The following is a 20,845-nucleotide window of genomic DNA, read 5'->3' on the forward strand; positions in this document are numbered from 1 at the left end:
GAATGGGTTTCAACAATCCCCCGATTCCCTGGTCGGAGTTTGAGCGGACGCTCTCCGACCGGCGTCGTCCTGGCGCCCCTCCGCTGGGGGCCGACGGCGGCGACAGCCCCGCATGGTCCCTCAAACGGCACCCCTACCTCCCGCCCCAGCAACCCGCACCCCCACCCAGCGGACCAGTGGTTCCGTACGCGGAACTGCACGTGCATTCGAACTTCAGCTTCCTTGACGGCGCCGCCAGTCCGGAACAATTGGTTGAGGAAGCCCACCGCCTCCGCCTGCACGGGCTGGCTTTGACGGATCATGATGGCCTGTACGGGATCGTCCATCTCGCTGAAGCCGCAGAGAAATATCCCGGGCTCTCCACCATCTACGGCGCCGAACTGTCCCTGGAACTGAATAAACCACAGAACGGGGAACCGGACCCTGAAGGCAGGCACCTGCTCATCCTGGCCCGTGGCGCCGAGGGGTACCACCGGCTCGCCGCCGCAATTACGAAAGCCCAGGTAAAGCCCGACGCCGAGAAGGGCAAGCCCCGCTACAACCTCACCGAACTTGCCGGCAAAGCGGAGAACCACTGGATGATCCTCACCGGGTGCCGCAAAGGAACAGTGCGGCATGCGCTTGTGAATGAAGGCGTTCGGGAAGCTGAGCGGGAAGCCCGGCGGCTGGTGGACCTGTTCGGTGCGGGCAACGTCGTCGTCGAACTCTACGATCACGGCAATCCGCTGGACAGCGCGCATAACGACGCCCTGGCGGACATCGCTGCCCGGCTGGAACTCCCCACTGTGGCCACCAACAACGTGCATTACGCCGTCCCGCAGCAGCACAGGCTGGCCACGGCGTTGGCTGCGGTTCGTGCGCGCAGGTCGCTGGATGAGATGAATGGGTGGCTGCCGGCGTCAGGGTCGGCACACCTGCGCAGCGGGGCGGAGATGACTGCACGTTTTGCCGCCTACCCTGGGGCGGTGGAGCGGACGGTCGAACTGGCTGATGAGCTGGCGTTCACGCTCAGCAGCGTGAAACCCGGGCTTCCCAAGCTTGACCTGCCGGAGGGTCACACCCAGATGAGCTGGCTGCGGAAACTCGTGTGGGAGGGGGCCGCGAAGTTTTATGCCGGACGTGACGACGTACGCGAGCGCATCGAGAAAGAGCTCAAGGTCATCGCGGAGAAGGACTTCCCGGGCTACTTCCTCATTGTCCATGACCTGGTTCGGTTCGCACGCAGCAAGGGCATCCTGTGCCAGGGACGCGGTTCAGCTGCGAACTCCGCGGTCTGCTACCTGCTGGGGATCACCGCCGTCGATTCCATCCTGTATGAACTCCCTTTTGAGCGCTTCCTTTCCAGCCTGCGGGATGAGGAGCCGGACATCGACGTCGACTTCGATTCCGACCGCCGCGAAGAAGTGATCCAGTACGTCTATAAGAAGTACGGGCGGTTCAACGCAGCCCAGGTAGCCAACGTCATCACCTACCGGCCCAAATTCGCGGTGCGGGACATGGCCAAGGCGCTCGGTCACAGTCCCGGTCAGCAGGATGCCTGGTCCCGGCAGGTGGAACGGTGGGGTGCGCTGGTGTCCAGTGATGACCACGACATACCCGAACCCGTGGTCGAGCTCGCACAGGAAGTGCTGAAATTTCCGCGGCATATGGGAATCCACTCGGGCGGGATGGTCCTCACCGACCGGCCCATCGGTGAGGTCTGCCCTATTGAGCACGGCCGCATGGAGGGGCGCACCGTCCTGCAGTGGGACAAGGACGACTGCGCATGGATGGGTCTGGTCAAGTTCGATCTGCTGGGCCTCGGCATCATGGCGGCAATCCAATACAACTTCGATCTCGTGAAGAAGCACTTCGGTGAGGAGTGGACGCTGCACACCATCCCAAAGGAGGAGCAAGGCGTTTATGACCAACTGTGCTTCGCCGACTCGGTAGGGGTGTTCCAGGTGGAGAGCCGCGCCCAGATGGGCATGCTGCCGCGGCTCCAACCCCGCCGGTTCTACGACCTTGTCATCGAAGTGGCGCTGGTTCGCCCCGGCCCCATCCAGGGAGGAGCGGTTCACCCGTACATCAAACGAAAACTGGGAGAGGAAGAAGAAAGTTACCTGCACCCCAAACTTGAGCCGGTCCTCAAGCGCACGCTCGGTGTACCGCTGTTCCAGGAGCAGCTCATGCAGATGGCCATGGTGGTAGGAAACTGTTCGGGCGCCGATGCCGATTTACTTCGCCGCGCCATGGGCTCCAAGCGCGGCCTGGAGCGGATCGAGAGCCTCAGGGAGAAGCTGTATGCAGGTATGGCAGAGAACGGCATCACAGGCGAGGTCGCCGATTCCGTCTACCGAAAAATCCAGGCGTTCGCGAATTTCGGGTTCGCCGAAAGCCATTCGATCAGCTTTGCCCTGCTGGTCTACGCCAGTTCCTGGCTACGGCTGCACTATCCCGGCGCGTTCCTGGCTTCGCTGTTGCGGGCACAGCCCATGGGCTTCTACTCCCCACAAACCCTGGTGGCTGACGCCCGCCGACACGGCGTGAACGTCCTCCGCCCCGACATCCTGCTCTCGGGGATTCACGCGGACCTTGAGCGGGAGCACGACGACGACGGCCCCACCGGCTCAGCCGCCTGCCTGAACTACGAGCAGCCGCCGGTAGGCATGTTCGATCGCAGTGTCCCCTTCGACTCGGACGCTCACCGCCGGGACGGCAACTTCGCGGTCCGGTTAGGCCTGGACAGCGTGCAGTCGATCGGCAAGAAGCTCGCAAAAACCATCGTTGAGGAACGTGATGCCAACGGCCCGTTCGAAAGCATGGGCGACCTGGCCCGCCGCACAGAACTGAACTCCAACCACCTTGAAGCGCTGGCCGCAGCCGGGGCCTTCGACTCAATGGGACTGTCCCAGCGTGAAGCGCTATGGAATGCCGGGCCGGCCTCCACCGAGCGTGAGGGTCAAATCAAGGGAACCACCGTCTACATCCAGCCGCCCCTGTTTCCGGACCTCACCGACGTCGACCGCGTTGCGGCAGACCTGTGGTCAACCGGCATAACCACCGATGATCACCCGGTGCGCCACGTCCGCCCGACATTACGACGCCGGGGCGCACTGAGCGCCGCGGACCTCCACCACGCCGAATCGGGGCGGCGGGTCGAGGTGGGCGGGGTAGTGACCCACCGGCAACGGCCGGCCACCGCCAGCGGGATCACCTTCATGAACCTTGAGGACGAAACCGGGCTGGTGAACGTCATCTGTTCCGTGGGGGTGTGGCAGCGGTACCGAAGGATAGCCAGGGAAGCGAGCAGCGTACTGGTTCGCGGTGTGCTGGAGCGGTCCAAGGAAGGAGTGGTGAATCTCGTGGCGGACAAATTCGAGGTTCTCCGGTTGAAGGCGGCAACCAAATCCCGGGACTTCCGTTGATCCAGGGCCCCCGAATCGGATTCGACCCAAAAACAGAAGCGTCCCGGTCACATGACCGGGACGCTTCAATAAAATGTGCGCGAGGGGGGATTTGAACCCCCACACCCTTTCGGATACTGGCACCTGAAGCCAGCGCGTCTGCCGTTCCGCCACTCGCGCGTGTAAGAAATATTCCTAAGAACAGCAGAAACAAGCATAACGGAGGCCCGCTGAAAACACCTAAACGCGGAGGATTCGACGTGAGGTGGAGCACCAAACGCAACTCAAGGGAGATCAGAATCGTTGTCAGTTATCGGTGGACGGAACCGGCGGTTAAGGCCATTTAGGGGACGCCCAAGTAGTATCGAACCAAGAGAGCAGCAATCCAGCATGCCCCCGCGCCTTTCAGCGTGGGCACGATTCGCAGGACAAATGCGCAGGTGAGGAGGTTGAACATGGGCTTACTGGATAACGTCGAGCGCGGACTCGAGAAGATGGTTCGGGGTGCCTTCTCCACCGGTTCCCGCTCCCAGGTTCAACCCGTTGAGATCGCCAGCGCCCTTCGTCGGGAGCTCGACAACAAGTCGATGACCCTCGCCCAGGGACGCACCCTCGCTCCCAACGTGTTCACCGCGAGGCTTTCCGACCCTGACTTCGCCCTCGCACAGGAGTGGGGCGCCACCCTCGCCGAGGAACTGTGCGACGTCGTCATTAAGCACGTCAACAGTCAGAACTACACTCTGCAGGGCCCGGTGAAGGTGTCCTTCACCCGCGACTCCGACCTCAAGCCCGGAAACTTCGAGATCGACTCCGCCACCGAGAAACAATCCGGACCGCGCCGCCCGGCTGCACCCAGCGCACCCAACCGCCAGCCCACCCGCTACCAGCCGATCCTCGAGCTGGACGGCCAGCGCTACTCCCTCAACGCCGGCACAGTGGTGCTTGGCCGCTCCTCCGAAGCAGACATTCTCATCGACGACACGGGGGTGTCGCGCCGCCACCTCGAAATCCGCACCGGTTCCGGCACAGCCCGCGCGGTGGACCTCGGCTCCACCAACGGCAGCTACGTGAACGGCCAGCGCGTCCAGGGCGAGGCGGAGCTGACAGACGGCTCCGTCATAACAATGGGGCGCACCAAAATGACCTTCCGACTTGTTCCCGTGCAGAACGGTGGCCGCCAGGTATGAGTGAACTGACCGAAACGCTCCTGAGATACGGCTTTCTGCTCCTGATCTGGGTCCTGGTACTCAGTGTTGTGAGCGCACTCCGCCGGGATCTCGTGGTGGGCCGGCGCAACCAGACCGGAACGCCTACGGCCCGTGAAGCCCGCAGAAACCCCGAACTGGTAGAGGACGCCCCCTCACGTCCGCAGGCCCACTCGCTGGTCGTCACCGAAGGCCCCCTCTCCGGCACCACGCTTGAGCTAGCATCCAGCCCCATCCTTCTGGGCCGCGCACAGGAAGCCACACTCGTTCTGGAGGACGACTACGCCTCCGGCCGTCACGCACGCCTGTTCCCGCAGGGAAGCCGCTGGTTCATCGAAGACCTCGGTTCCACAAATGGAACATTCCTCGGCGGTAATCAGCTAACCCGAGCCCTTCCGGTGGAGCCGGGCATCCCCGTTCGGATCGGTAAGACGGTCATTGAATTGAGGCCGTAGTCCATGGCCTTGGTCTTTCGTTTCGCGGCCCGCTCCGATGTGGGGATGGTCCGTTCGAAGAATGACGATTCCGCCTACGCGGGCCGCTATCTCGCCGTCGTAGCCGACGGGATGGGCGGCCACGCGGGCGGAAATGTCGCCTCCGCCTCAACCGTGCTGGATCTGGTCCATCTGGACCGCAAGGATTACGACGACGACGCCGGCACCCAGCTTGCCGACGAGATCCAGACCGCCAACTCGCTTCTCTCGGAACTGGTCAGCACCAATCCGCAGCTGGCCGGCATGGGGACCACCGTTACCGCCATGCTCCTGAGCGACGAGCAGATCTCCTTCGCGCACATCGGTGATTCCCGGGCGTACCGCCTGAAGGACGATGTCTTCGAGCAGATCAGCGTGGATCACACCTTCGTGCAGCGGCTCATCGAAGAAGGTCGGCTGAAGCCCGAGGAAGCAGACATCCACCCGCACAAGAACGTGCTGATGCGCGTCCTCGGCGACGTGGATGCCAGCCCCGAACTGGACCTGAACACCTACGATGCCGCGCCCGGTGAGCGGTGGCTGCTCTGTTCCGACGGATTGAACGCGGTTCTGAACGATGCCACCGTCGAACGCGTCATCCGTGAAACCCCGGACCGGACCGCGTGTGTGGACACGCTCGTCGAGTTGACCCTGGCGGGTGGGTCGCCCGACAACGTGACCATCGTCGTCGTCGACGTCGACACCGCCTCCCCTGAGGATCTCCGCACCGCGGCGCTCACCGCGCTACCGCCCGCCCGACAAGCTGCAGGTGAGAAAGACAGCGATGCTCCGGCGGCTGGGGAGGACCAGCTGCCGGGTGCAGCGATCCGCGCCGACGTCATCCGCGAAGACCTGTCCTCGCGGCCGCACACCCTGGTGGGCTCCGCAGCCCTCGCGACTGAGACCGGCCAGATCCCGATCGTCACGCAGCGTTCCACCGAACGCCGTGCGGCGATGATGCTGACTCATAAGGCGCCGTCGGACGACGGCAATGACGACGACGAGAACGACGACGATTCGAAGCCCCGCCGACGCCGCTGGCTCCTGCCTGCCGCGTTGAGTGTGCTGGCGCTCATGCTGGCAGGTGTTCTCTGGTTTGGCTACACGTGGACGCAAACCCGCTACTACGTAGCCACCTATGAGAGCAACGTGGCCATTTTCAACGGTGTCGCCCAAACTCTGGGACCGATCCCCCTCAGTCACGTGGATGAAACCACAGACATTCCGGTGGCGAGCCTGCCGGAGTTCCAACGCAACCGGCTCGAAAACACCCTCGCTGCCCGGGATCTGGCCCATGCGCAGGACATCGTCGCTGACTTGCGTCAGTCTCTTCGAGCCATTCCATGTCCACCTGCTGACAATCCAAGTCCTTCTGCAAGCCCGACACCAACGGGGGAAGAGAACTCGGGAACCGCCGAGCCAAGCCCCAGTCCCAGCCCTGACGAATCCGAAACGGCTAGTCCGTCCGCCGAACCGAACGCGAGTGCGTCAGCAAGCGCGGAAGGTGATCCGGGCGATCCCGCCCTGTGCGGAGGGAGAGCGCAATGAGTGATGTCCTGACAGTTCCCAAGCCCCGGCGCAACGTCGAAGCACTCCTGCTCGTGGTGGCACTGGCCGTTGCCGTGGGAGCCAACTGGATTGTAGGCCTGGAGAAGGAAAACCCCTTCGACTCCGCCTTCTGGCTTCAGAGCGGAACCCTTGCCGCTCTCGCGCTGATTTTCCACTTGGTACTGCGCTTCCGCGCCAAATATGCCGACCCAGTAATACTCCCGATCGTCATCGCGCTAAACGGTATCGGGCTGGCGATGATCTACCGTCTGGACCTGTCGCTGCCGGCGGACGTCGATCCGGTTGCACCAGCCCAGTTCCTCTGGACAACGGTGGCGATGGCGGCTTCGATTGCAACGCTGATCATCTTCAAGGACCACCGAATCCTTCGTCGGTTCACCTATATCTCGCTGATTGTCAGCGCGGTACTGCTCCTTCTCCCTTTGACACCGCTGGGTCTCGAGATTAACGGCGCGCGCATCTGGATCAGCGTCGGCTTCGGAACCTTCCAGCCCGGCGAGATAGCCAAGATTACGCTGGCTATATTCTTCGCTGGCTATCTATCGACCAACCGCGACCTCATTCTCCTGGCCGGGAAGAAGCTCGGGCCGCTGCAGTTTCCCCGGTTCCGCGACCTCGCGCCGATGGTCGCGGCCTGGCTGGTCAGCATCGGCGTGCTGATCTTCCAGCGCGACCTCGGATCCTCAATCCTCTTCTTCGGTCTCTTCATGGCGATGATTTATGTAGCCACGTCCCGTTTCAGCTGGGTCCTGATCGGGCTGGCCATGATCGCGGTGGGTGGGTTTGTGGCTCTTCAGCTCTTCAGCCACGTCGCCCTGCGCATTGACAGCTGGATCAACGCGTTCGACCCGGAGGTCTTCAACCGAAATCCCGGCGGCAGCGGACAAGTGGTGCAGGGGCTCTTCGGACTCGCCAACGGCGGTTTGGTGGGCACGGGTCTCGGCGAAGGCAGGCCGGACCTCGTGACCTACGCGAACAGCGACATGATCATCGCGGCCCTCGGAGAAGAATTGGGACTGGTGGGCCTCTTCGCGATCATCCTGCTCTACGTCCTGCTTGTATCCCGCGGTTTCCGAGCTGCGCTGGGAACCCGTGACGGCTTCGGCAAGTTGTTAGCTTGCGGGCTTTCCTTCACCATCGCGCTGCAGTGCTTCGTGGTGATCGGGGGCGTCACGCGTCTCATTCCGCTGACCGGACTGACCACGCCGTTCATGTCCGCAGGCGGATCGTCTCTGCTGGCGAACTGGATCATCGTCGCCCTGCTCCTGCTTATCTCAGAAACCGCCCGCAGGCCCGCGGTCAAGGGGCCCGTGCGGGAGACGTTCCCGGAGGGCAAGCAGAACCGTAACTCACCTGCGACAGACAACACCCGGGAGGTCAGCGCGTGAATCAGGCCATCCGCCGTTCCTGGATCGTCGCCATCAGCATGTTCGCTCTGGTCCTGGGTTCGCTCACCTTTGTTCAGTTCTTCGAAGCCCGGGCACTGGAGGGCAACGACTGGAACACCCGGGAAATCCTTGAGGACTATGGAAAGAACCGCGGCGCCATCCTCGTAGATGGGCGCCCTATCGCTGAATCAGTCCCATCTGATGACCAGTTCAACTACCAGCGCGTGTACAACCAGCCGGAGATGTACGCGCACCTGACGGGATATTTCTCCCTGGTCGGTGGCACATCCCAGCTCGAAGAAGCATTGAATCCCGCGCTCTCCGGTGAGAGCAGCGACCAGTTCCTCGACCGCGTAACCAGGCTCTTCTCCGGAGCGCAGGCTCAGGGAGCTTCCGTTGAACTGACGATTGACCCGCAGCTTCAGCAGATGGCCTGGGACATGATCCCCGAGGGCCAGCAGGGTTCGATTGTCGTCATGGAACCGGACACCGGGAACATCCTGGCAATGGCGTCCAAACCTTCTTATGATCCGAACCTGCTGGCAACACACGATACGGGCGCCGTGATCCAGAACATTGAGGAACTGTCGCAGGTTCCTAATCTGTCGATTTACTTCAATCCCGCAACCCAGTCCCTGGTCGCTCCGGGTTCGGTTTTCAAGCTCGTCGTCGCTGCCGCGGCGCTGGAGTCCGGCCAGTTCGACGCCGAGTCCACCATCCCAAACCCGGCGGTGCTGGATCTACCGGGCACCGATGTGGGGTTGCCGAACTTCACGAACGGAGGCTGTGCAGCGAGGGACACTGCTGACCTGGAGTTCGCCTTGGAACAGTCCTGTAACACGCCGTTTGCCCAGATCGCCTGGGACCTCGGCGAGGATGCTGTTCTTGAACAGGCACAGGATTTCGGATTCGGTGAGGACTTCAAGATTCCAGTGAATGTCACAGCCAGCCAGTTCCCCACCGGAATGGACCAGGCACAGCTCGCCCAGTCCGCCATCGGGCAGTTCAGTGTTGCGATCACACCGTTGCAGATGGCGATGGTGAGCGCGGCCATCGCCAACGACGGCGTCCTCATGAAACCGAACCTGGTGAAGGCCGTCCGCGCACCGGATCTATCCGTGATCGAGGAACCACAGCCGGAAGTGTTTCGTGAGTCGTTGAGCGCGGACAACGCGAACCAGATCACGGAGTGGATGGTGAACGTCGTGAACAATGGAACCGCAAGCGACGCCGCTATTCCCGCCGTTGACGTAGCCGGCAAGACGGGTACCGCGGAGGTTCCTGAGCAGGGCAACAATTCATGGTTCACCGGGTTCGCTCCAGCGGATGATCCGGAAGTAGTCGTGTCAATCGTGATGCAGGATGTCGACATCGCCACGGGTGCGCAGTTAACAAGTCCAAACGGTAAGAGACTCATAGAGGCGGTGTTGAATAGGTGAGGCCTACTTCAGGTATCACGTTAGGCGGCAGGTTCCAGCTCACTGATCGCATCGCCATCGGAGGCATGGGCGAGGTCTGGAAAGCCCGGGATCAGGTGCTCGGCCGCATCGTGGCCATAAAGATTCTAAAAGAGGAATATACGGGTGACCCCGGCTTCCTCAATCGTTTCCGCGCAGAAGCCCGCCACACCGCCCTCCTCAACCACGAGGGCATCGCCAACGTCTTCGACTATGGCGAGGAGGCCGGCTCCGCGTACCTCGTGATGGAACTGGTGCCGGGCCAACCGCTTTCCACGATCATCGAACGCGAGCAGATCCTCTCGCCTGACCGCACACTGTCAATCGTCGGACAGACGGCGACTGCCCTCAGCGTTGCGCACCAGCAAGGGCTGGTTCACCGCGATGTGAAGCCCGGTAACCTGCTGATCATGCCCGAAGGCCGCGTGAAGATCACCGACTTCGGCATTGCCCGCCTCGCTGACCAGGTTCCCCTGACGGCCACCGGCCAAGTGATGGGGACCGCACAGTACCTCGCGCCCGAACAGGCAACCGGTCAACAAGCAACCGGGTCCAGCGACATCTACGCGCTCGGCGTCATCGGTTATGAACTCTTGGCTGGCCGTCGCCCATTCTCCGGGGAGTCCCAGATCGCGATCGCCCTGGCTCAGGTCAATGACGCGCCACCGGCACTACCGGAAACCATTCCGACGCCGGTGCGCGCCCTGATTGCATCAATGCTCGCCAAGGATCCCGCCGACCGCCCGGCCAACGCAGAACTGCTGGCTCAAGCCGTTGACGCGATCCGCCGCAATGACATTCGGGCAGCCGAGGCAGCCGTCCCTGGCATGCTTCTCTTCGGGAGTCCCACCGGCCCTCTGACCCAGCCTGTTTCCACCCCAACCAGTGCGACGCGCACCGTTCCGGCACCCAGCACATCGGCTCTTCCCGCCGTCGCGGGTGCAGGAGTGGGCGCCGGAGCAGTCGCAGCGTCACGCGAGTGGTCCGAGGAAGAGATCGACGACGATCCTCCCCGCGAAGAAGAGTCCCGCGGCCGCAGCCCCTGGCTGATTGCGCTGATCGTAATCCTGATCATCGCGGCCCTGGCCGTAGCCGGGTTCCTGCTGGGGCCGCTCCTGGCAGGGTCAGGAGATGAGGACCCGTCAACGCCGCCTGCAACAAGCACACAGGCTACTTCAGCCACGACTTCCGAGAGTGAAACGCCGACGCAGGAGGAAACCACCCCGGAGCCCACATCCGAAGAGCCAACCACTCCCGAACCAATCATTGTCGATGGAGTGGCCTATCAGGGGCGGCCCGTCGACCAGGTTGTGACAGAACTGACTGACCTCGGCTTCGTGGTAAGTCAGCAGCCCGAGGTGACTGATGAGGCCCCGCCAGGTGCGGTCCTGAGCTTGAACCCGGTCGGTCCCTTGCCTCCTGGCAGTGCAATCACCGTGATCTTCGCTGAAGCCCCCGAGACAACTGCCGTCCCCTCAGGCCTTGTCGGAGGCACTGAGGAGCAGCTCCAGGCGGCCCTCGCGGAGGCGCAGCTCAGCCCTGTTCGAAGCGGCAGTGAACCGTCTGAGGAAGAAGCAGGCACGGTTTTGTCGGTCAATCCGCAGGAAGGCACCGAACTGGAGCCGAACAGCGTCGTCGAGTACGTCATCTCAACGGGTCCGGAAGAGACTACCCCGCCGTCCACACCTCCTGGCCAGAGCAGCACGCCTCCCGGCCAGGGTGGTTAGTTCAAAGGAAGCATGAAGGGTCACCAGGTGAGCAGCGACAAGGTCCTCAACGGACGTTACGAAGTAGGTGAACTCATTGGCCGGGGCGGTATGGCCGATGTGCACCTCGGTCGTGACATCCGTCTGGGCCGTTCGGTCGCGATCAAGGTGCTGCGCCAGGATCTCGCTCGCGACCCCCTGTTCCAGTCGCGGTTCCGCCGGGAGGCACAGGCTGTTGCTGCCCTGAACCACTCGACCATCGTCTCGGTCTATGACACCGGCGAGGAAGAGGTTGAAGGACGGTCCCACGACGACGTCCGGGTCCCGTTCATCGTCATGGAATACGTCGCCGGCCGAACCCTTCGTGACCTCCTCAAAGCCGGCGACCTGACGCCGGAAAGTTCCGTCGAATACATCCTCGGCGTGCTTTCCGCGCTTGAGTACAGCCACCGCGCAGGCATTGTCCACCGCGACATCAAACCGGCGAATGTGATGATCACACCCGAAGGCCAGGTCAAGGTGATGGACTTCGGCATCGCCCGCGCCATCGCCGATTCCGCCGCAACCATGACCCAGACGCAGGCGGTCATCGGAACAGCCCAGTACCTTTCCCCGGAGCAGGCGAGGGGAGAAACGGTTGATGCACGCAGTGACCTCTACTCTGCCGGGTGCCTGCTGTACGAACTCCTGACGGGCCGGCCTCCATTCGTAGGGGACAGCCCCGTGTCGGTTGCCTACCAGCATGTGCGTGAGATGCCGAGGCCGGCCCGTGAGGTCAACAGCAGCATTCCCCTGTCGATCGAAGCCGTCCTGAAGATCGCGCTGGAGAAGGACCGTTCCCAACGCTTCCAAAGCGCGGCAGAATTCCGGTCCGCGCTTGTCGATGCAAGGAAGGGCATAACGCCCGGCGCAGTCGGTATGCCTACCGAAGCGATGGCCTCGGTCCCTACTAAAGCGCACGACGTCGATCCGCCCCAGACCCGCGCGATGGCGAAAGTCCTGGCTGGCGGGACCATGGCCGCGGATCCTGTGCGTGACGAGGAAGACGCGGCGCGGCCCATTGCGCTGGGCCGCCGCGACGACGTCGAGGACAAGCGGCGCTCACGCCGACGCGGCTGGATCGCGGTCTTCCTGGTTCTGCTTGCGCTGGCACTCTCGGCCGGCGCCGTCGTCCTGTTCGGCATGCTGAACTCGCAAACGGAGCAACCGGTCCTTGCTTCGGTACCGTCGGTGGATTCGATGAACGAAACCGAAGCGAGTAATGCCCTTACAGCGGCAGGCTTCAGGCCGCAGGTGGAGCGCACGTTCCACGACGAGGTCGAATCGGGTATTGCCATCGGGACCGATCCGGAGGCTGGGGCGGAAGTGGAGCCGGACTCCCTCGTGACCCTCAACATCTCGAAGGGACCGGCCAACCGTACGGTTCCCGAGGAACTCTTCCAGCTGACCGAATCCTCCGCCCGTGATGCGCTCGAATCTGCCGGGCTCCGCGGTGGAACGGTGAGCGAGACCAATAGTGCCACCGTTCCCGAGGGCCGGGTGGTTTCGACCGATCCGGCGTTGGGATCCACCGTGCCCGCTGACACTGAAGTGAACCTGGTCCTGTCCACCGGTCTGGTCACCGTTCCCCGCCTGATCGGCTTGCCTCAGGAAGAAGCGATCGCCATCCTTGAGGACCCGGCCCGTGCCCTCGTGGCGCGCGTCGAGGAGGAGGAGAACGCCGTCGTCGAGCCCGGCACTGTAGTGAAGCAGGAGCCTGCGGAGGACTCAAACGTAGAGCCGGGCAGCGAAGTGGTGATCTACGTGGCGGTGGAGCCCGCCGCGGAGGAGGAACCGACCGAGTCGGCAACCCCTACTCCTACCCCCACGCCTACCCCAAGCGAAGAAGGTGAGAGCCGCGGGCGCGGCCGCGGACAGGGAAGCGGCGGCGTGGTCGGGGACCTGCTGGACGGTCTGGGCGGCTGACTACTGGCGGATCAGTGGGCTCAGCGACGATGACCGTTCAGCGGCGCCCGTAAGGCCGACCGACTCAAGCCAGTTCCCCAGCATCCGGTAACCACCCTCGGTCAACACCGATTCAGGGTGGAACTGGACACCGCACAGGGGAGCGGACCGGTGTTCCAGGCCCATAATGACACCGCTGGCTGTGCGCGCCGTTACCCGAAGTTCTGCGGGCACCTCGCCCACCGCAGCGAGCGAGTGGTAACGGGTGGCTGTCAGCGGTGAGTGGAGCCCCTCGAAAACGTTGGTCGAATCGTGCTCCACAAGGGACGTCTTCCCGTGCATCAGCTCCGGGGCATGAGTAACCGAGCCCCCGTACGCCTCGGCGAGTGCCTGATGGCCAAGGCACACGCCGAGCATCGGCTTCGCGTTCGCGCCGCACCACTTGATCAGGTCGATGCAGACGCCCGCTCCCACGGGGGCGCCCGGCCCTGGGGAGATCAGGACGCCGTCCCGCGCTTCGGCGAGGGCAACCGCCTCGGCGAGGGTGACGTCGTCGTTCCTCACTACCGTGGTCTCCGCGCCGAGCTCCTGCAGGTAGCCGACGAGGGTGTAGACAAAGCTGTCGTAGTTGTCGACAACCAAAATACGGGTTGGGGTGAACATGTTACTCGGAGCCAATCGTGGAATCGGTCAGGGGATTGAATTGGGACAGCCAGGGAAAGACCCACGTCACCAGGACTGCGAGGACGGCTGTGATCAGCAGGATGGACCAGACGATGCGCAGCCAGAGCGGTCCGGGCAGATGCCGGAATAGAAACGCATACATCAGGCGGCTCCTTCCGCTGCCTCGTAAACCTGGCTGGCAATGTCCTCAGGCGGCCCGGCGTCCAGCGGACGGAAGGACTCCATCACCGCGTAGGCAATGATGCGCTCCTGCGAGCCGAACCGCGGATTGCAACTGGTCAGGGTAAGGATCCGCTCAATGGGTTCGGCATCCGGCTGGGTGGGAACCGAGGCAAGCACGTCCACCCTGTCCGGCAGCACAATCTGGGTGTTGCGGTACACGTAGGTGTAGTAGCCCTCGCGGGTCTGCACGTAGATGCGGTCACCGGGTACAAGGGTGTGGATATTGTCCAGGACAGCCCCGTTGGTCTGGCGGTGGCCGGCGAGTGCGAAGTTGCCGACGGCGCCCGGCATACCCGTTTCCGGGTAGTGTCCCAGGCCGAGGTTGTCCAGCACGGCCGTTCCGACGCCGCTGGTAACCGGACGCGTATAGTCCTCGCCGAAGCGCGGCACATAGACGACGGCGAAGGTCTCTCCGACGGGCAGGCCACCCAAAACCGGGACGTTCTCAGGGGCTACGGTGCCGCCGCCGCCGTCGTTGTTGTTATTGGTTTCGCCAGTGGGTGCGGGCGGGAGCTCAAGGTCCGCGATAAAGTTTTCCACCGCCTCTTCCTGCTTGGCGTTGGATTCGATGTTGGTCCACCATAATTCCCACGCGACAAAGAGAAGAAGTAGGATTCCGGCCGTGATGAGCAGCTCACCGAATACCTGGACGAGGGTTTGAAACACACCACGACGACGGCGGGCGGGGGGCCGTGCCGAACGGTCACGGCGGGCCACCGCGATGCTCCCGCCGGTCTCGGTCACGCCTTCTCCTGAATCTGCCGGTACGCAGCCCGGCACCACGGCGCCGGATTCTTAGCTAGAATGGGCAGCTAGAACCCGCGCCGATGACAATAGTCCTGTTTCAGGATAGCTTGTGAATTCGCCGCATTCCGAGCCAGCATGACCATATAAGAGCCGCCGGCAGTCCAACTGCCCGTCAAGGAGGATCCGTGCCCGAGTCGAAGTCCCGCAAGAAGCCGGTCGAGTCGAGGACACCCGCCAGGAACGAGACCGCGCCGAATCCCATCTGGTACAAACCGGTGATGTTTGGGCTGATGGTCATCGGTCTGCTGTGGATTCTGGTCTACTACATCTCCGAAGCGCGCTTCCCGATTCCGCAGATTGACTCATGGAACATCCTCATCGGTTTCGGAATTGCGATCGTCGGGTTCCTGATGACCACACGCTGGCGGTAATCACCCGTCACACCAACAATGGGCGCTTTCCTTGCGGAGGCGCCCATTGTTCGTTCCGGTACCGGTCAGCCGGTTCTGTTGCCGGTCAGCCGAGCGAGGCGAAGCCGAAGACGGCAGCCGCTATGCCGAAGCCCATGACGCCGATCGTGGTTTCCATGACCGTCCACGTCTTGAACGTGGTCTTGACGTCCATGTCGAAGAACCGGCCAACCAGCCAGAAGCCGGAATCGTTGACGTGGCTGACCACAACCGATCCTGCGGCGACGGCAATTACCAGGGCCGCCAGTTGCAGCCCGTTGTAACCGCCGGAAGCGATAGCGGGGCTGATCAACCCTGCCGCGGTGGTCAGTGCAACGGTCGCGGATCCTTGAGCGATGCGGAGGATCGCAGCGATGAGGAAGCCCGCGAGGATCACGGGGATCCCGAGGTTACCCAGCGCGCTCTCGAGAGCTGCGCCGATTCCTGAAGAGCGCAGGACGCCGCCGAACATGCCACCTGCGCCGGTGATCAGGATGACCGAGCACACGGGGCCCAGTGCCGATTCGAGGACCTTCTCGAGCGCCGTCTTCTCCACCCCGCGCCGTCGTCCGAGGACATACGCCGCGACCAGGAGGGCTATCAGAAGTGCCACGGGCGTTTCTCCGACGGTGCGGAGAATCTGGAACCACGCCTGGTCCGCGCTGCCTTCAGGCAGAGCGCCCGAAACGTAAAGTGCATTCAGGCCCGTATTGAGGAAGATGAGGGTCAGGGGCAGCAGCAAGATTGCCACCACAGTGCCGAACGACGGCGGATTGCTCTCCTGCTCTTCGTCAGCCCTTCCCAGCAAGGCGGGGACGGGCAGAACGATGCGTTTGCCCATGTACAGCCCGTACAGGTACGAAGTGACGTACCAGGTGGGGATTGCCGCAATGAGGCCCACGAGCACTACAAGTCCAACGTTCGCTCCGAAGAATTCGGATGCGGCTACAGGACCGGGGTGGGGCGGTACGAAGATGTGCATGACCGAGAACGCACCGGCTGCGGGCAGTCCGTAGATGAGAACTCCTCCGCCAAGGCGGCGGGCCACCGAGAACACCACGGGCAGCATGACCACGAGGCCGGCATCGAAGAAGATCGGGAAACCGAAGATCAATGAGGCCACGCCTAGCGCCAGCGGTGCCCGCTTCTCGCCGAACTTCCCGATGAGGAAATCAGCGAGGACTTTCGCGCCGCCGCTGGTTTCAACCAGCCTGCCCAGCATTGCGCCAAGTCCAACCAGGAGCGCCACGGTTGCGAGCGTGGACCCGAATCCACTGGTCAGCACGGGAACCACCTGGTTCGCCGGTATTCCGGTTGCGAATGCGGTCAGCAGGCTCACGAGGATCAGCGCAACGAAAGCATGAATTCTCAGTTTGATGATGAGCAGGAGCAGCACCACGATTGCGGCGGCCGCTATGAGCAGGAGCGGACCGGCGCCAAGCGTCTGTGTCCAGCCTTCAATTTCCATGAATTACTTCTCCGTGAGGGTTGTGGTTGTTCAGGCAGTCAGGCCGAGTTGCTGCAGGATGGAATCGGTGACCTCGTCAGGTGTTCCGACGTTCATCACCGTGATTCCGTTCTCCTTCTCCCCGAGCGGTTCAAGGGTGCTCACCTGGGATGGCAGCAGGGATTCGGGCATGAAGTGTCCCGTGCGGGTCTTCAGACGAGAGCGGATGAGCTCGACGTCTCCGAGCAGGTGTATGAAGCGAACATCGCCGTCTGCGGCGGCGAGGATGTCCCGATAGCTGCGTTTCAAGGCTGAGCAGGTGACAATGGTGGATTCGCCGACCGCACTCTTACTGCTGATCCACTCCTGAATGGCCGTGAGCCACGGGTGGCGATCCTCATCCGTGAGGGCTATGCCCTGCGTCATCTTGGTGATGTTCGCTGCCGAGTGGAACTCATCAGCCTCCGCGTAGGACCACCCCAGGCGATTCGAGAGCGCCGTGGCAATCGTCGTCTTGCCTGAGCCGGATATGCCCATGATCACCAGGTGCATCCGTGTTTCCATGTCGACTCCTCGACTCCCTTGTCGTTGCTTCTGCAGTCCTGACGTTCTTCGTGCTGCGTAAAAGGTAGCACCTTTTGTCGCCCAAAAGATACCACCTTTGGTAATTGCGCGTCCGGCTCTATCCTGAGTGCACCTGCTCTCCCGCGAAAGGTCAACAGTGACGCGTTCTTCGCCTGGCTCCTCAGTAGTTGCAGAGGTGATGTACAGCCGCATCATCGATGAGCTCGGCAGGAGTGTGGTCAACGGCGATCTAGCTGTTGGTGAGCGTCTCACGATCGACGCGCTTCAACTCCGTTTCGGGGTCTCCCGAACCGTGATTCGCGACTGCATGCGCATCCTTGAGTCCATGAACCTGGTATTCAGCAAGCGCCGGGTGGGGATTGTGGTTCAGCCGCCGGAACGGTGGAACGTGTACGACGCGCGGGTCATCCGTTGGCGGTTGGAGGGCACCTCCCGCGCGCAACAGTTCCGGAGCCTCACCCAGCTGCGCTGCGCCGTCGAACCACTTGCCGCGGCAGGGGCCGCACGGAACGCGACCGCGGAGCAGCGCGCCGTCGTCGTCGATCTTGCCCGGCAGATGCGCGAGCTCGGCGAGGCAGGACAACTGGAGGAGTTCCTCGCCGTCGACATCCGGTTTCACTCGGTGCTGCTACTCGCCAGCGGCAACGAGATGTTCGCTGCGCTGGAGGAAGTCGTTGCCGAGGTACTGCGCGGCCGGACCCAGCAGGGCTTGATGCCAAGCAGCCCACGCGAGCACGCGCTGGCTACGCATGAGGCCGTGGCCGCAGCAATTGCCGGCGTCGACCCGGATGCCGCGGAGAACGCCATGCGTGAGCTTTTGGCCGAGGTCCGTGACGCCATCAGCTGAGCGCGATGGCGAGTGCCCAGTGCCCAGTGCCCAGTGCCCAGTGCCCAGTGCCCACACTGATGATCCAGTGCAGGTTTGCCGTTCGAACCCGCCTTTCGGCGGCGCGTCCTGCTGAAACACCCACTATTGCCGTTGAGACCTACACAGAATCGGTGCCCGCTAATCGCCGCCCGCGCTCATGCACACGTTGTGCACCGAGTTATCCACAGGTGTGGGTAACTCTGGGGGTATCGAGCCTGGATCTTCCAAGATGCGCCGGGATGCTTATCCACACCTGTGGAATTACATGTGTGTAAGTTTTCCCCGGTGTTGATAAACCCTGTGGATAACTAGGCAGGCAGTGAGATGAGCTGCGCCCCGACGAAGGTGAGAACTATCAGCAGGAACGTAAGGGCGCCGAGGCCGGTCCACTGAATGAGTGAGCGGTTCTTCCCGCGCGGTGTATAGGCGATGATCGCCGCGGCCGCAGCACCTGCCAGCAGCCCACCGAGGTGCGCTTGCCAGGAAATGCCTTGAACCACAAAACCCAGAACGGTATTGATGGCTATGAGGACCACGAGCTGACGCACGTCTCCGCCGCGCCGTCGCTGAACAATGAACATGGCGCCGAACAGGCCGAAAACTGCGCCGGATGCGCCAACCACAGGCTGCAGTGGGCTACTGAGCAGGAGTACGGCAACGGAGCCACCAATCGCGGCAATCAGATAAAGGGCGAGAAAGCGCACCCTGCCAAGCAGCGGCTCCAGAGCCTGCCCCATGATCCACAGCGCATACATGTTGAAGCCGATATGAAGGAGGAAACTCGGGGAGTGCAGGAACGCCGCGGTGAGCATGCGCCACGGTTCCACAGGGCCGAATTCAGAGGTGTAAATGCCCGCGTACCAGAGCAATTCAGTGAAACCAGGCACAACGACCTGCGCCAGGAAGAGGACGGCGCACAAACCGATGATCGTGAAGGTGACTATCGGACGTCCCTGACGGACTGCGCCGCCGAAGACCGTCTTGTGTACAGGCGCGTTGCGCTGTGCCTCGTGGACACAGTCAACGCATTGAATCCCGACGGCAGCCGGACGCTGGCACTCCGGGCAGGCAGGCCTGCCGCACCGCTGACACCGCACGTAACTGACCCTGTCCGGGTGGCGCGGGCATACGGGTACCTCTTGGTCCGGCTGGCCCGCCGGGATTCCGTAGGTCATGGGCTGTTAGGCCTGCTCTACCGTGATGCTGCTGATGACAACGTCCTCGAGCGGCCGGTCACGTCCATCGGTGGGGATGGCGTTCAGCTGATCGACGACGGCGCGTGATGCTTCATCCTTGACCTCGCCGAAGATGGAGTGCTTTCCCTGCAGCCAGGTGGTTGGAACTGAGGTGATGAAGAACTGGGAACCGTTGGTTCCCCGCCCGTTCTGCAGGCCCGCGTTCGCCATGGCCAGCTTGTACGGAGCGGTGAAGTCCAGATCCGGGTTGATCTCATCATCAAATTTGTAGCCCGGGCCGCCGATTCCCTGGCCCAGCGGATCGCCGCCCTGGATCATGAAGTCCTTGATGACGCGGTGGAAGACGGTCCCGCTGTACAGGGGAGCGTTGCTCTCCTCACCGGTGTCCGGATGTGTCCAGGTGATCTCGCCGGTGGCAAGCCCAACGAAGTTCTTCACCGTCTTGGGGGCGTGGTTGCCATACAGTTCCACCTGGATGTCCCCGAGGCTGGTATGGATGGTTGCGTGTGCAGTAGCGATTGCTGTCATGGCCTCCATTCTTCCATGCGCTTGCTGCGCTTCCCCCGGAATTTCGAGGTTCCGCGCACAGTGAAAATGCTGCGAAATCAGCATCCGGATGGCATGTATCCCGAAATAGCACGTAGGCTGACTGACAACAGTCACTATCCTCGGGAGGTAGTTGTGAAGAAATCCGATAGCGTTGTCCGCACCCTTGAGAACAACGTTCTGATGGGGGTCGGCACGGCACGGGATTGGGCCGGTCCGCGAGTGGATGCCGCCAGGGGCTGGGTAGCTCCCCGCATTGAACGGGGCTTCGAAACAGCCTCACCAAAGATCCAGCATGGAGTACATCGTGCGGCACAAGGCCTCTCAGATGGTATTGCCACGGTGACCCCACGTATTCAGGAAGGCCTGGACAAGGTCGCGCCCCGCATCTCGCAGGCGGTTGATAATACTGCGCCACGCATCCAGCACACGTTGGACCGCGCAACCCCAGCGATCAATCAGGCGCGGGACAAAGTCGTCGGCGAGTACATCCCAGCAGTGTCCTACCGGCTGGGTGATGTTGCGGACTCCGCATCCCGGACTCTGGCCGCAGCCACAATTCCGGCGGGCGTCGCCGGCGTCGTCACAAAGGTCACCGGTGACAAGAAGGCCGTCAAGAAAGCACAGAAGGCTGCAGTAGCAGCGGCAGAGCGTGCTGCGAAGGACCTCAAGCGCCGTCGGAAGAGCAAGAGCGGCAAGGGCTGGCTGATCGTGGGCATCATCGCCGCCGCCGTGACTGCAGGTGTTGCGGTATGGCGCGCTTCGCAGCCGGTCGAGGACCCGTGGAAAACCCCTACCCCCGTCGAACCGAAGCCGGTTGCCGAGGTGTCGCACAATGACGACGCGAAGCAGGCGGTGAACGACATCAAGGCCGCCGCTGACCGCGCAGCCGCGAAGTCCGACAACGACGCCGCCGGCGCACCCAAGGACCCCACCGCCTAGCCTCGATTTTTCATCGGGCGTTTGATCGGGT

The 20,845-nt window shown here is 62.7% G+C and carries 18 protein-coding genes and 1 tRNA gene; 11 read left to right on the forward strand and 8 right to left on the reverse strand.

Annotated elements, in window-relative coordinates; all coding sequences use genetic code 11:
- The first annotated feature begins 2 nt into the window (after positions 1–2).
- A complete protein-coding gene (locus ACX80C_RS18020; RefSeq protein ID WP_459327839.1) occupies positions 3–3,407 on the forward strand; it encodes an error-prone DNA polymerase in 3,405 nt (1,134 codons plus the stop codon).
- A 76-nt stretch (positions 3,408–3,483) separates the two neighbouring features.
- Here ACX80C_RS18020 and ACX80C_RS18025 read toward each other — a convergent pair.
- Positions 3,484–3,566, reverse strand: a tRNA-Leu gene (locus tag ACX80C_RS18025).
- A 275-nt stretch (positions 3,567–3,841) separates the two neighbouring features.
- Here ACX80C_RS18025 and ACX80C_RS18030 point away from each other — a divergent pair.
- From ACX80C_RS18030 to pknB, 7 genes are read left to right on the forward strand one after another with little or no spacing between them, the layout of a single operon-like run.
- Positions 3,842–4,573 (forward strand): FhaA domain-containing protein, encoded by a 732-nt coding sequence (locus tag ACX80C_RS18030; RefSeq protein ID WP_167995507.1) that lies wholly within the window; start codon positions 3,842–3,844, stop codon positions 4,571–4,573.
- Positions 4,570–5,046, forward strand: a complete 477-nt coding sequence (locus tag ACX80C_RS18035; protein ID WP_459327840.1) for an FHA domain-containing protein FhaB/FipA — start codon at positions 4,570–4,572, stop codon at positions 5,044–5,046. The genes ACX80C_RS18030 and ACX80C_RS18035 overlap by 4 nt, the downstream gene beginning before the upstream one ends.
- A gap of 3 nt (positions 5,047–5,049) precedes the next feature.
- A complete protein-coding gene (locus ACX80C_RS18040; RefSeq protein ID WP_459327841.1) occupies positions 5,050–6,612 on the forward strand; it encodes a PP2C family protein-serine/threonine phosphatase in 1,563 nt (520 codons plus the stop codon).
- Positions 6,609–8,021 (forward strand): FtsW/RodA/SpoVE family cell cycle protein, encoded by a 1,413-nt coding sequence (locus ACX80C_RS18045; protein ID WP_459327842.1) that lies wholly within the window; start codon positions 6,609–6,611, stop codon positions 8,019–8,021. Before ACX80C_RS18040 ends, ACX80C_RS18045 begins: the two co-directional genes overlap by 4 nt.
- Positions 8,018–9,460, forward strand: coding sequence for a peptidoglycan D,D-transpeptidase FtsI family protein (locus tag ACX80C_RS18050; RefSeq protein ID WP_459327843.1), 1,443 nt, complete (start codon positions 8,018–8,020; stop codon positions 9,458–9,460). Before ACX80C_RS18045 ends, ACX80C_RS18050 begins: the two co-directional genes overlap by 4 nt.
- Complete coding sequence (locus ACX80C_RS18055; RefSeq protein WP_459327844.1) at positions 9,457–11,205, forward strand: protein kinase domain-containing protein; 1,749 nt, start codon at positions 9,457–9,459, stop codon at positions 11,203–11,205. The genes ACX80C_RS18050 and ACX80C_RS18055 overlap by 4 nt, the downstream gene beginning before the upstream one ends.
- Positions 11,206–11,217: 12 nt before the next feature.
- Positions 11,218–13,149 (forward strand): Stk1 family PASTA domain-containing Ser/Thr kinase, encoded by a 1,932-nt coding sequence (gene pknB / locus ACX80C_RS18060; RefSeq protein WP_459327845.1) that lies wholly within the window; start codon positions 11,218–11,220, stop codon positions 13,147–13,149.
- Here pknB and ACX80C_RS18065 read toward each other — a convergent pair whose 3' ends face one another.
- From ACX80C_RS18065 to ACX80C_RS18075, 3 genes are read right to left on the reverse strand one after another with little or no spacing between them, the layout of a single operon-like run.
- The gene (locus ACX80C_RS18065) at positions 13,150–13,791 is read right to left on the reverse strand and encodes an anthranilate synthase component II (RefSeq protein ID WP_459327846.1); all 642 of its coding nucleotides are present in this window, start codon (positions 13,789–13,791) and stop codon (positions 13,150–13,152) included.
- A 1-nt stretch (position 13,792) separates the two neighbouring features.
- A complete protein-coding gene (locus tag ACX80C_RS18070; RefSeq protein ID WP_459327847.1) occupies positions 13,793–13,954 on the reverse strand; it encodes a hypothetical protein in 162 nt (53 codons plus the stop codon).
- On the reverse strand, positions 13,954–14,778 hold the full coding sequence (locus ACX80C_RS18075) for a class E sortase (protein ID WP_459327848.1): 825 nt from the start codon (positions 14,776–14,778) through the stop codon (positions 13,954–13,956). The genes ACX80C_RS18070 and ACX80C_RS18075 overlap by 1 nt, the downstream gene beginning before the upstream one ends.
- Positions 14,779–14,966: 188 nt before the next feature.
- On the opposite strand from ACX80C_RS18075, the gene ACX80C_RS18080 reads away from it, so the two are divergent.
- Positions 14,967–15,212 (forward strand): cell division protein CrgA, encoded by a 246-nt coding sequence (locus tag ACX80C_RS18080; protein WP_459327849.1) that lies wholly within the window; start codon positions 14,967–14,969, stop codon positions 15,210–15,212.
- A gap of 85 nt (positions 15,213–15,297) precedes the next feature.
- Here the strand turns inward: ACX80C_RS18080 and ACX80C_RS18085 are convergent, their stop codons facing one another.
- Together ACX80C_RS18085 and ACX80C_RS18090 are read right to left on the reverse strand one after the other, a co-directional pair.
- Positions 15,298–16,698, reverse strand: coding sequence for a GntP family permease (locus ACX80C_RS18085; protein WP_459327850.1), 1,401 nt, complete (start codon positions 16,696–16,698; stop codon positions 15,298–15,300).
- Positions 16,699–16,728: 30 nt separating this feature from the next.
- Positions 16,729–17,241, reverse strand: a complete 513-nt coding sequence (locus ACX80C_RS18090) for a gluconokinase (RefSeq protein WP_459327851.1) — start codon at positions 17,239–17,241, stop codon at positions 16,729–16,731.
- Between the two features lie 157 nt (positions 17,242–17,398).
- Here ACX80C_RS18090 and ACX80C_RS18095 point away from each other — a divergent pair, with 157 nt between their 5' ends.
- Entirely contained in the window at positions 17,399–18,109 is a 711-nt protein-coding gene (locus ACX80C_RS18095; RefSeq protein ID WP_459327852.1) for a FadR/GntR family transcriptional regulator, read from the forward strand.
- A 329-nt stretch (positions 18,110–18,438) separates the two neighbouring features.
- Here the strand turns inward: ACX80C_RS18095 and ACX80C_RS18100 are convergent, their stop codons facing one another.
- Both ACX80C_RS18100 and ACX80C_RS18105 read right to left on the reverse strand, forming a co-directional pair.
- On the reverse strand, positions 18,439–19,305 hold the full coding sequence (locus ACX80C_RS18100) for a rhomboid family intramembrane serine protease (RefSeq protein ID WP_459327853.1): 867 nt from the start codon (positions 19,303–19,305) through the stop codon (positions 18,439–18,441).
- A 6-nt stretch (positions 19,306–19,311) separates the two neighbouring features.
- The gene (locus ACX80C_RS18105) at positions 19,312–19,854 is read right to left on the reverse strand and encodes a peptidylprolyl isomerase (RefSeq protein ID WP_459327854.1); all 543 of its coding nucleotides are present in this window, start codon (positions 19,852–19,854) and stop codon (positions 19,312–19,314) included.
- Between the two features lie 153 nt (positions 19,855–20,007).
- Here ACX80C_RS18105 and ACX80C_RS18110 point away from each other — a divergent pair, with 153 nt between their 5' ends.
- The gene (locus tag ACX80C_RS18110; protein ID WP_459327855.1) at positions 20,008–20,814 is read left to right on the forward strand and encodes a hypothetical protein; all 807 of its coding nucleotides are present in this window, start codon (positions 20,008–20,010) and stop codon (positions 20,812–20,814) included.
- Positions 20,815–20,845 lie beyond the last annotated feature (31 nt).

This window comes from Arthrobacter tecti, from assembly GCF_054511355.1.